Genomic DNA, 12203 nt, shown 5'->3' with positions numbered 1-12203 from the left:
TTTGTTTTTTAAGTAAGCTTCTAATACATAATGGTAACGCTCCTTTCTTTTCTTACAATTTTCACATTAACCAATTGTTCTATATAGGCCAATAACTCATCTATGCTTTTCTCCCTTGAAAAGGTACCCCCCAATTTATCCTGATTCTTAGGCTTTCCGATGATCTTATAATCAATGTCGTACCAACGGGAAATTTCATTCATCACTTCTTCCAGGCTCAGGTAGTCGAAAGAAAAATATCCTTTTTTCCAGGAAATAGCGTTATTTACATCTACCTTAAGTTTCTTCATCTCGGTTTCCGATTTTCGGTAAGCCTGTTCTCCGGGAACCAGGTTCATATACCTGTTGCCCTGGTGACTGACCTCTACACTACCTTCAATTAAAGTTGTTGCAGTTTCTGCAGCTTTATAGGCAGAAATATTAAACTCCGTACCGGTAACGCGAATATCCATACCCTCACTTTCTACCACAAAGGGCAGGTTCACATTTTTTGCAACATCAAAATAAGCTTCACCAACAATCCTCACCCTTCTTTCCTTACCTGTAAACCGGTTAGGATAAAACAGTTTGGTTTCTGAATTTAACCAAACATTGGTCCCATCTGAAAGTGTAATCTGGTACTGTCCGCCCCTTGGAATAGAAAGTGTATTTTCTACTATTTTAGCAGTAGAGAGGTTATTCCCAGCATTATACTGAATGAGTCCGCCCGCTATTTTACTGATTTTTACATCGCCTGAATGCCCCAGTATACCTGCTGCCTGATCGTCCAGATCAATCACTTCTCCGCTTCCCAGTTGCAGAGTAGCTGCCTTTGTACCTGGTTTTACAGCCTTAACAGAAGTCTGCAGCACTTTATTTTCTTTGTGCCCCGGCAAAAACCACCAGCCAATTGCCAAAGTAAGGAGCAACGCAGCCGCAGCAGTTAGCTGGTAAACCGGCATCAGCCATTTCTGCTTAAGGGGTTTGGCAGCACCGATCTTATCCTCTATCTTATCAAAGATCTCTTTCCGGACTTCTTTTTTATGTACTTCATCCTTCCAGTTCCAGCCACTTTGCCTGGAACGTTCATCCAGCCACTGTTCAACCCAGGCAGTCTCTTCCCGACTGCTTGTGCCATTCAAATATTTCTCTATGAGTGCATTTATGCTCTCCTTATTCATATTGATCTTCTTTAATGAGACAATCTTTCCATTTCTTGTCTAACGGAACGTAATTTCATTAAAGAGTCTTTTTATGGAGTTTGGGGGTATACCTTTTTTAAAAAAAATATTTTTACTGAAATAAAAAGCAAAAGATAAACAATACATGGAATTTGGAAAGCCCGAGGCGCAAGTGCCTTAAAGAATAATTGATCTGTTTTTTAACGGTCTGGTCGCTCACCTCCATCAAAGCAGCAATTTCGCGGTTAGACAAACCTTCCTCCCTACTTTTTTTATAGGTTTCCCGCATTCTTTCAGGCATTTTATCAATTTCCTGATTTACAAATACTGCCAGCTCATTTTTGATGAGCTGATCTAATGCATTCGGTTCATGATCTTTTAGAAAAGTTATAAAACCATCTATCAGTTCGGTTTTGTGTGCGTGGTTACGAATATGACGGAGTGCTTTACGGCCAGCAATGGTTAAAGCATAAGCTTTAAAGGAATGGACGTGCCCCAGCTTCCCTTTCAGGTTCCAGATGGTTAAAAAAGTATCCTGAATAATGTCTTTTGCTTCGCTTTCATTATGGATAATCCGCTGAACATAAAGGAAAAGTGTTTCCCAGTATTTTTCATACAGGACTGTAAAGGCCTGGTAGTTTCCGGCGTTCAATTCCTCAAGTATTTTTTTTTCGTCAAGGCTGGTCATATCATTCCATTTGATAGCATGGGTACGTTACCGAATCGTAAGAATAAATATAACATTAAGTTTATAACTTAACCAAAATTTAAACAAAAAAACATATTGACATTCAAACTTAATGATCTGCTGCTGCTTTCGCGATGCTTTCCCTGATACGGATTAAATATTTATTCCGGTAATACAGGTCTTTGATTAGGACAAGTACCCGCTCCTGTTCCTCAGCATCCAGTGTTTCAAAAGCGACGGTCTGCTTTAAAATGTCGTCAGCAATGGCCTTTTCAACCAGGTCGACTTCTTTGGTTAAGGAAGCCAGCTTAAGGGGGTCGGGATCAAACTGCAGGTCCATAAGCGTTTCATTGACCTCCATCATTTCTATTAAAAAACTTTGCGGCAGGATATAGTTCTCGCCCTCCTTTAAAAGCCCTTTTAACTCCAGTATATACTGCAGGCGTTTTTGCGGATCGCTCAATACCTGATAAGCTTTATTGTTGATGGTACTCAGTTCCAATACCTCTGCCTGCTTTTCTTCACTTTCATTGATGTAAAAATCCGGATGGTATTTTTTGCTCAACGCATAGAATTGCTGTTTTACAACAGTTACATCCGGATTAAAGCTCAGTGGCAGGCCATAAAAGCTAAAATAGTCTGTCATGCACTAATGCTTAAAGAAAGCTTTAAAGATATCATTCCCGAGCACAAATACCATCAGCGACAGCAGCATTACAAAACCTACAATCTGTGCACGCTCCATAAATTTATCGCCCAGGGGTTTTCCTTTGATCATTTCGATGATCAGGAATACCACATGACCCCCATCTAAAGCCGGGATAGGCAATAAATTCATAAATGCCAGTGCAATAGATATAAAGCCTGTAGAAGCCCAGAACCTAGCCCATATCCACTCGCCACCATAAACTTTACGTGCAATCTCTACCGGGCCTGAAAAAGCCTTATTGGGTTTGATTTTCCCTGTAATTACCTTCCATATCCCTTTTGCATTGTCGCTAAAAGTTTTCCATGCCTGATCAATACCTACGGGTAAAGCCGCAAAAAAACCATATTTGAGCGTTTCTTCTTTGATCTCATCGGCATTAAAGAAAAGGCCCATTTTTCCTGCAGTATCCAACGCTACATTCACATCCAGCAATTGCCCGCTTCTGTTTATTTTAAAATCTACTGTCTTGCCTTTATATTTTGTGAGCTCTTCCTTAACATCTTCATCATATTTTACAGGTTTGCTGTGTACAGATACGATCCTGTCGCCAGCTTTTAAGCCGGCCTTATCAGCTGGCAAGCCCGGGGGCACACTGTCGATAGTTGCAGTAAGCAACGGTTTACGGCTGATAAATGCCTCAATACCTAAGTCAGAAACTTTGTTCAATATGTTGTCGGGCACTTTAATATCAATGGTTTTATTGCCACGCACTACCGTAAGGTTGGTATTGCCCAGTAAAACTTTTGAACTGATCAGCTCTTCAAAACGAATTACTTTATTGCCATTTACAGCAATTACCCGATCTCCTTTTTGCAGACCGATCTCTTTACCTATACTGCCAGGGTTTATCCCGCTCACAACAGAACTATTGGCAATATAAGTTTCGCCATATTTAAAGGTCAGCATCCAGAAAATAAAAATACCAACCACTATATTTACAAATACACCACCAAGCATTACAATGAGGCGCTGCCAGGCAGGTTTTGATCTAAACTCCCAGGGTTGTGCCGGCTGTTGCATCTGCTCGGTATCCATAGATTCGTCTATCATCCCTGCGATCTTCACATAGCCACCCAATGGCAGCCAGCCAATGCCATATTCACAATCGCCCTTTTTAAAGCTAAACAGCTTAACACCCCATGCATCAAAGAACAGGTAGAATTTCTCTACTTTAATCCCAAAGGCACGTGCCGCCAAAAAATGTCCCAACTCATGTAAAATTACCAATATTGATAATCCCAGAAGTAACTGGGCCGCCATAATCAATCCACTCATATTTTTATTTTAATGTTCTGTTTAGATGCTAAAATTCTATTTTGTTACTAATTGGTCTGCTAATATACGGGTATACTGATCTGTTTCTAAATAATTATTCAGGCTGGGGCTCTCAATAAAACCAATATTATCCATACAGACCTCAATTACATCACTCATTTGTAAAAACCCTATCCTGTCCTGTAAAAATGCACCCACTACCACTTCATTGGCCGCATTAATAATGCAGGGCATATTGCCCCCCTTCCGCAGCGCAGTATAAGCCAGGTCCAGGTTTCTGAATGTCTTTGAGTCTGCCTGGTAAAAGTTCAGTTCAGGATAATCAATAAAGTTAAAACGCTTAAAATTGCTGCTTATTCTGTCGGGATAAGCAAGCGCATAATGGATTGGCAGTTTCATATCAGGTAAACCCATCTGTGCCTTCATCGATCCATCGTTAAACTGTACCAGTGAATGCACAATAGATTGGGGGTGTACAATCACATCAATCTGATCTGCTTCCAGTCCAAACAGCCATTTGGCTTCTATCACTTCCAGTCCCTTGTTCATCAGCGAAGCTGAATCAATTGTAATCTTTGCACCCATTACCCAGTTGGGATGTTTTAGTGCTTCGGCCTTGGTAACCCCCATTAAAAAAGAATGATCTTTCCCTCTGAATGGCCCCCCGGAAGCGGTAAGATATATTTTTTCGACCGTATGGTTATTTTCGCCAACCAGGCATTGGAAGATAGCGGAATGCTCCGAATCTACGGGCACAATCTTCACTCCTTTTTCTTTTGCCAGACGTGTAATCAGGTCGCCCGCCACTACCAAAGTCTCTTTGTTGGCTAATGCGATATCCTTTCCTGCATTGATGGCTTCAATTGTAGGTCTTAAACCTACTGATCCTACGAGAGCGGTAAGCACCAGGTGTACCTCATCTAATGCTGCAGCTTCGCAAAGTGCTTCCTCACCAGCCAGCACTTTAATACCTGTACCAGAAAGTGCAGCTTTTACTTTTGCATATTTGCTTTCATCAGTAATTACCACCAGTACCGGATTAAACTTTAAGCCCTGCTCAATCAATAAATCAGTGTTGGACTGGGCAGTAAGTGCCAAAACTTTGTACAGGTCAGGATTACTCCCGATTACTTCTAAAGCCTGTGTACCTACAGAACCCGTAGCACCTAAAATGGATATATTTTTCAATTAATTCTCCTCTGTTCTTCGTCTTCAGGACGAGTTATAAAACTACTTAAGTCATCCGCAATCTTCCTGTCATTGGCCAGGCGCGGAACTTTATTTTGTCCACCTAGCTTTCCCTGCGCCTTCATATAGCGCACAAAAGCATCTTTTTGCAAAGACCGGATGATCAAAGGTTGCAATATTTTCCCTTCAATCAGGTCAAAATAATAAATATTCTTTTTCTGAAGGGCTTCGTCTACCTTTTTACTAAAAGCGGCCATGTCTTCAGGGAAGCTGGCAAACTCTACAAACCACTCATGATAAGGAAGTTCTCCTTTAGGGGTATTTACCTGGGGGGCAACTGTAAATTCGGTAATGCCTACTCCCTCTTCATTGGCAACTGAAAGTAAGGCATGCTCTACTTCCTCACCAATCACATGCTCACCAAAAGCCGAGATAAAATGTTTGATCCTGCCTGTTACCACAATTTTATAAGGATCTTTTGATACAAATTTCACAGTATCGCCAATCACATAGCCCCAAAGACCGGCATTTGTATTCAAGATCAGTACATAATTTACACCTATTTCTACCCCGGCAAGGCTTAAACGGCTGGGATGGTCATTATAAAACTCATCTGCAGGGATAAATTCGTAGAACATGCCTGCATCTGCCAGCAGCAGCAGGCCTTTATCGTCCTGCTTGTCCTGATAAGCAATAAAACCTTCCGATGCCGGATAAGTTTCAATAGCATCAATTTTACGTCCGATGCTTGCTTCAATTTTGGCACGATAAGGCTCAAAATTTACCCCACCATAAACAAACAGTTCAAAATTCGGAAAAATGTCTTTGATCTTTTTACCACCGGAGCGCGCAGCCAGCCGGTCAAAATACATCTGTACCCATGGCGGAATTCCGGAGATCAGGGTCATATCCTGATGGATCGTTTCCCCCACTATGGCATCCACCTTTTCCTCCCAGTCCTCGATGCAATTGGTCTGATAAGAAGGAAGGCGGTTTTTCTGCAAATAAGCAGGAACAAGATTGGCCACAATACCCGACAAGCGGCCTACATTTATACCATTCTTTTTGGTCATTACAGGGCTACCCTGTAAAAAGATCATCTTGCCATCAATAAACCGCACATTTCCGGTTTCATGCACATAGGTCAACAACGCATTTCGCGCTGCTTTAATGTGTTCCGGCATAGATTCTTTTGAAATGGGGATGTATTTTATACCCGATGTTGTTCCGGATGTTTTGGCAAAATACTGTGGTTTGCCCTTCCACATCACATCCTTTTCTCCGGCAACTACCCTGTCTATATAAGGCCTCAGTTCTTCATAATCCCTTATGGGAACCTGCTTTTTAAAATCTGCATAATCCTTTATCCCAGCAAATTTATGGTCTTTGCCAAAAGCAGTGTTTTTTGCAGCACCAACAATTTTAAGAAGGGTATCCTCTTGTGCTTTTATAGCGTTTTTTTTCCATCTGTTGATGCCTTTAATTACAAAGGCAGCAAATGGCTTGCTCAATGCAGCTTTTAATCCCATAATATATTAAACTATATTATGAATAATGTCAGGCTCGCCTTCTCCTTTATATTCACTCATCATTTTCCTGTAAGCAATAGTTAAGGCCACACTGGATAACGGAACAATGATAAAAGAACTCAAAACATTAATAAAGAAAGCTATAACCGGCCATTTCAGGTAACTAAAAAACAAGTACAACACATGAAAGCCACCCAATACCAGCAACAGCAACAAGATCTTGGTAAAATTTCCTTTAGTGGTTGCCAGACTAAATTTAATGGATAAAAATGGGGGGAGGTTTTTATCAATGATAAAAAAAGGAAAAAAGGAAATTCTGATCCAGGTAATGAATATAGCGATAATCCCTACAGAAATTGCAATGTTTGTGATGATCTCCATTCTGATGCCTGTATAAATAAAAGGAAACGCGATCAGGATCACAATTGAATAAACCCCTATAATACACAGCATAAAATATAACATGGCCACCAAAAAACGGATGATCTGTCTCCTGGTAGGAATGGTATTTACAATGCTCACATTAAATTCATCATCCAGCAGGTGGAAAATGTATTTAAAAAGAGAAAGGTTGATGGTAAAATAGAACATGACAAAAAAGAAGGCCATCAACACACTTAGCCCCTTATTCACATCCTTCAGAAAAAATGCCATTAAACCCGATGCATTGGAAGTAATGAACATCAAAAAGCAAAGCGTTGCGATAGAAAAGTAATTTCTTTTGGTTACTGCCCATGCCTTGCCAATTGTTTCATTTACAGCAAATGTACTTTCCTTTAAAAACTCAATCATTGTTGTCTAAATACTACTCTTTTAATAAAATCCTGCATAAAACCTAAGCCATAAGCTGTTAGTTGTATAAACGCAGCAATAATACTCAAAAATGCAACCTTTAACGATTTATTAACCTGCCAGGAGTGAAAAAATATCAACATCAGGTAGATTAACAATATAAAGTTACATAAATACGCTAAAGGCCAATAAAATATATTCATCAATAGGGTAAATATTACGCCACAGGTAAAAACAGCGGGAAAAAAATGGACCAGCTTCAGCTCTGCCGGAAAATGTTTATAAATATTTATCCTTGCCCTGCCAAAAAAATGGAGTTGCTTATAGAACTGTACAAAGCTGGTGCGTCTTTTATGATACACCCTGGCCCCCGGTATCAATCCTATTTTAAAACCATTTTCATGGATCCTGATACTGTATTCGATATCCTCACCCAAGCGGGTCAGTATAAATCCGCCTACCTTTTCCCATACCTCTCGTGATACGCCCATGTTAAAACTACGGGGGTGGAACTGACCGATATGTTTTTTATTGCCACGGATCCCTCCAGTTGTGAAAGGTGAAGTCATGGCATAACTGATAGCCTTTTGTACAGGTGTAAAGCTATCATGCGCCGCATCGGGCCCGCCATAAGCATCCAGCTGATGTTCATATAAATAGTCCCGCACCACTTCCAGGTAATTTTCCGGAATAAGGCAATCTGAATCAAAAACAACAAAAAAATCGCCTTTAGCTCTTTCGAAACCATAATTTCGGGTGAAGCCCTGCCCTTCGTTGGGCTTAAAGAAATATCTTAGGTCCAGTTTATTGGCATATTTCGCGACAACAGCCCTGGCATCATTTACAGAACCATCTTCTATTACCAAAACCTCAAACTGGGTATAGGTTTGATGGACCAGGGTGTTTAACAGTTCATCTATTTCCTGGGGACGGTTATAAAGAGGTATAATGATCGAAAAAAACATGGGTTAGCCGATCTCCTTTTCAACCAGGTAATGGTTTCGCTCAGGGGCACTTCTGGAAACCAGTTCTGCCACAAAACCTGTTAAAAACAATTGGGAACCCAATATTATTGCAACCAGTGCGATATAAAACAAGGGCTGGTCTGTGACATCCCGTTTTAGCGGGATCCCATTTGAAATGTGGTATAATTTCACGCCAATCAACCAGATGGCGAGAAATGTGCCGATCAAAAAGCTCAGCACCCCCATTGTGCCAAAAAAATGCATTGGGCGTTTTCCAAATTTACCTACAAAAAATATCGACAAAAGGTCCAGCAGCCCATTGATAAACCGGCTCATGCCAAATTTGGTTACCCCATATTTGCGTGATCTGTGCTCTACAACCTGCTCTCCGATTTTGGTAAAACCGGCCCATTTTGCAATAACAGGTATATAGCGGTGCATCTCACCATATACTTCTATATTTTTTACAACTTCCTTCCGGTAAGCTTTTAATCCGCAGTTAAAATCGTGCAGGTTGTGAATGCCCGACATTCCCCGGGTTGCCGCATTGTATATTTTAGTAGGAATGGTTTTACTCAGCGGATCGTACCGTTTTTTCTTCCAGCCGGATACCAGGTCAAATTTTTCTTCCTTTATCCTGCGATACAATTCCGGAATCTCATCCGGACTGTCCTGCAGGTCCGCATCCATAGTGATCACTACATCACCCCGGGCAGCTTCAAAAGCCACATTAAGGCCGGCAGACTTACCGTAGTTCCTTCTAAATTTAATGGCTCTTACCGCATCGTATTCCTTTTTCAGTGCTTCAATAACGGCCCATGATGAATCTGTACTTCCATCATCCACAAAAAGAATTTCATAAGAAAAGTTATTTTCCTGCATTACCTTGGCTATCCACGCGGTTAACTCGGGCAAAGACTCCTCTTCATTGTATAGGGGGATGGTAACAGAAATATCCATGTGTGCTTGTAAACGCTAAAAACCAAATGCAAACTTAGAGAAATTGTTCAAGCATTCTATTTTTTTGATGAAAAATGTCAACGGTCACGTTTGGTACAAGTAGCAAATACCATCACCATATTCAGCAATCTTAATGATTTCTTCCAGTATTATCAACGCCTGCTATCCTAACCGGCTTTTATACCTTATTTGCCATACCAGCTTATTTTTCCTATTTTTACAGCCCAAATGAAGCCGAATTACACCAGACTCCTGGCCAGGAAGATCATCCTGACATTCCTCACCATAGTGATTGTTCTTGCTATAGCTGCTCTTTTTGTACGCAACAACATTACGAGGCAACTGGCTGAAACTGCTGAGCTGGCTGCAAACATTAACCTGCAACTGAATCCGGAAGAAACATTACAGTTGCTCCATCAGGCAGAAGACGATTTTCAGCAATCCCTTGCCCACATTAATGGGCCAAAAACTTCCGATTATAAGTTTAAACTAGGCCTTGTATTTAATAAAATTGATACTTTATTAAAAATACATGCAGATACCAGTCAGCTAAGTGATGTACAAGCCATTCAGGTTAGACAATGGTACCAAAAAAAAATACAGTTATCTGACCGGCTGGTGGGCCTTAAACGTAATTTCGATTCTCTGTTAACTGCGTATGCGGAGTTCAATACCCGTGCCGACGAAAAAAATGCACCCGTTATTACCAATAGGATAAAAACCAGCGAGAAAAAGGTTAAAGCCAATACAGATACCGTTAGCAAAGTGGTGCCGGTAGAACGAAAAGGATTGTTTGGCCGGCTAAAAGATGCCATTTCCAATAAAAACAATGATGGAAAAATATTGGAGATTAGTCACAACAACAGCACCAACACTATAGAAAACACCTTAAAAGAAATTATAGCTGTACAAAAAACGGAAAATGTTAAAAAACTGAAGCAACTGCAGGCCCATTACCTTAAGCTGCTGAGCATGCAGCGTGAACTGATCACCTTAAATGCGCACATCAGTAATGAACTGGAACGTATTGTGACTGATCTGAAGGAAATTAATTACAATATGGCCAGCGACCTCAAAACCATGGCCCTTAAAAATTATCAGCAGACCAGCACTTTGCTCAATAAATTTTACTTAGCCGCGCTATGCCTGATCATTCTGTTTGCCATACTCCTTATTTTATTTATCACTCAGCTCAACAGGGCTGAACTGCTACTACGTGGCGAAAATGAAAGGGCCGTAAAAATTGCCCAGCAAAAAATGGACCTGCTACTCAATATGAGCCATGAAATCCGTAACCCACTTACAGCTATAAAAGGTTTTCTATACATCTTTGGCAAAACCAACCTGTCCGAACGGCAGACAGAAATGCTCGAATCCATCAAAAGTTCTTCTGATATGCTCCTGCGCACATTGAACGACACCCTGGATGCAGGTAAAATGGAAAACAGCGACCTGAAGATAGAATGCGATCCTTTCAATCCGGATTATATCATCAACCAGGTGATGGAAAGCATGAGCTATAGTGCTGCAAAAAAGCAACTTGGCTTTCAGTATCATTTTAAAGGTAACAAAGAAGCTCTGGTACTTGGCGATAGTTTCCGACTTAAACAAATACTGGTCAACCTGCTCAGCAATGCCATAAAATATACGAACAAAGGTGGAATTACCCTAAACGCTGAACTCCTTACCGGAGAAACCACTATGCTGCAGGTTGATGTAACAGATACTGGTGAAGGTATCAGTGCAGAACAGCAGGTAAACCTGTTTTCCAAATATTATCAGACCAGTTCTTCTAAAGGACAAATAGGAACCGGCCTAGGTTTATTTATCTGTAAACAGCTGGTAGAAATGCAGGGTGGCAAAATCAGCGTAAAAAGCATTTCAGGCACGGGAACCACATTTAGTTTTTTTATTCCATACAAGAAAAATGAAATCGCTGCAGACCGGCAGGTGCAAGATCCGATATCCCTGCTTAACGGGCTTAATATCCTTGCCGTTGATGACAATGAGCTGAACCTAATGTTCCTTAAAGTAATGATGGCCAAATGGAATGTTAAATTTCAACAGGCTTCGAATGGCAGAGCAGCATTGGAAATCATTAACAAACACCCCGTCGACCTGGTACTTACAGATCTTCAGATGCCAGAATTGGATGGCAAACAGCTTTTATCGGCCATCCGTGCATTAGCTAAACCATTAAACCAGCTGCCGGTCATTGTGATTAGCGGAACTTCTGAACCTGCTGATGAGCAGTTACTTTTAAAACAGGGGTTTTCAGGGCTGGTGGGTAAACCTTTCATCGAAACGGAATTAATTGCCCAACTGGTTAAGGCCTTAAAAACATAAAAAAGCCCCCTTTCGAAACAGAAAGAAGGCTTCCATAATAATTTGCATTATTTATCGTACCGGTACCTCATTTTTAATAATGACAGCACCGATGAGGCTGGTTATCAAACCCATTATGGTATAGGTAATGGCTGCACCAAAACCAATAAAAAATACCATATACGACTTCATCATCTCTACTCCTCTTAATTTTTCTGTATCCCCACCTGCAGCTGTCCGGGCACTTTCTATCAAACGCTCATAAGCAGCAGGATCAAGAACTTTATAATAAAACATCAGTACTACAGCAATAAATAAACCGGCATAAGCAGCAACTTTAAAACCAGCAGAAAATGCAGTTTTAAAGGAAATATAATTTCCTAATTCCTTTTTATAATTGGTTTGCACATATATAATGGCCAGAATAAACGGAAGATAAGAAGCTACAGAGTAAACGAGTTTATTTGCGACAGAACTGTCCGGATTGTTCTGGTCAATTCCAGCCGCTTTAAATATATAGATCAGTATCAGAAAGTAAATTGCATAAGCCAGTGCACTTTTAAAAGCCAGCGCATTGGGCGTTTTTGCCGTTTCAACATTTTTTTCTTGCAT

11 protein-coding genes are annotated in these 12203 nt (G+C 40.6%); 1 reads left to right on the top strand and 10 read right to left on the bottom strand.

From position 1 onward, the window contains the following. Nucleotides 1-20 precede the first annotated feature (20 nt). The 9 genes from HDC92_RS15475 to HDC92_RS15435 form a co-directional block, all read right to left on the bottom strand. The gene (locus HDC92_RS15475) at nt 21-1160 is read right to left on the bottom strand and encodes a FecR family protein (RefSeq protein WP_183875788.1); all 1140 of its coding nucleotides are present in this window, start codon (nt 1158-1160) and stop codon (nt 21-23) included. A gap of 112 nt (nt 1161-1272) precedes the next feature. After that, nucleotides 1273-1848, bottom strand: coding sequence for an RNA polymerase sigma factor (locus HDC92_RS15470; protein WP_183875786.1), 576 nt, complete (start codon nt 1846-1848; stop codon nt 1273-1275). Between the two features lie 109 nt (nt 1849-1957). Then, nucleotides 1958-2494 (bottom strand): Fe-S protein assembly co-chaperone HscB, encoded by a 537-nt coding sequence (gene hscB / locus HDC92_RS15465; RefSeq protein WP_183875784.1) that lies wholly within the window; start codon nt 2492-2494, stop codon nt 1958-1960. A gap of 3 nt (nt 2495-2497) precedes the next feature. Beyond that, complete coding sequence (rseP, locus tag HDC92_RS15460) at nt 2498-3832, bottom strand: RIP metalloprotease RseP (protein WP_183875782.1); 1335 nt, start codon at nt 3830-3832, stop codon at nt 2498-2500. A gap of 36 nt (nt 3833-3868) precedes the next feature. Further along, entirely contained in the window at nt 3869-5020 is a 1152-nt protein-coding gene (locus HDC92_RS15455) for a 1-deoxy-D-xylulose-5-phosphate reductoisomerase (protein ID WP_183875780.1), read from the bottom strand. After that, nucleotides 5017-6549: a GH3 auxin-responsive promoter family protein gene (locus HDC92_RS15450; protein WP_183875778.1), complete on the bottom strand. Its 1533-nt coding sequence runs from the start codon at nt 6547-6549 to the stop codon at nt 5017-5019. Before HDC92_RS15450 ends, HDC92_RS15455 begins: the two co-directional genes overlap by 4 nt. A 6-nt stretch (nt 6550-6555) precedes the next feature. Beyond that, entirely contained in the window at nt 6556-7341 is a 786-nt protein-coding gene (locus HDC92_RS15445) for a hypothetical protein (RefSeq protein ID WP_015808983.1), read from the bottom strand. Continuing rightward, on the bottom strand, nt 7338-8306 hold the full coding sequence (locus HDC92_RS15440; RefSeq protein WP_015808984.1) for a glycosyltransferase: 969 nt from the start codon (nt 8304-8306) through the stop codon (nt 7338-7340). Before HDC92_RS15440 ends, HDC92_RS15445 begins: the two co-directional genes overlap by 4 nt. Nucleotides 8307-8309: 3 nt before the next feature. After that, complete coding sequence (locus tag HDC92_RS15435; RefSeq protein WP_183875776.1) at nt 8310-9266, bottom strand: glycosyltransferase family 2 protein; 957 nt, start codon at nt 9264-9266, stop codon at nt 8310-8312. Nucleotides 9267-9494: 228 nt separating this feature from the next. On the opposite strand from HDC92_RS15435, the gene HDC92_RS15430 reads away from it, so the two are divergent. Continuing rightward, nucleotides 9495-11612, top strand: a complete 2118-nt coding sequence (locus HDC92_RS15430; protein WP_183875774.1) for an ATP-binding protein — start codon at nt 9495-9497, stop codon at nt 11610-11612. A 51-nt stretch (nt 11613-11663) separates the two neighbouring features. On the opposite strand, the gene HDC92_RS15425 is transcribed toward HDC92_RS15430, so the two are convergent. After that, the gene (locus tag HDC92_RS15425) at nt 11664-12203 is read right to left on the bottom strand and encodes a DUF4199 domain-containing protein (protein WP_015808987.1); all 540 of its coding nucleotides are present in this window, start codon (nt 12201-12203) and stop codon (nt 11664-11666) included.

Source organism: Pedobacter sp. AK017, assembly GCF_014200825.1.
In the GTDB taxonomy this organism is placed as follows: Bacteria; Bacteroidota; Bacteroidia; order Sphingobacteriales; family Sphingobacteriaceae; genus Pedobacter; species Pedobacter heparinus.
Note: the sequence above shows the minus strand (reverse complement) of the source record. Positions and strands in the feature narration are given on the sequence as shown.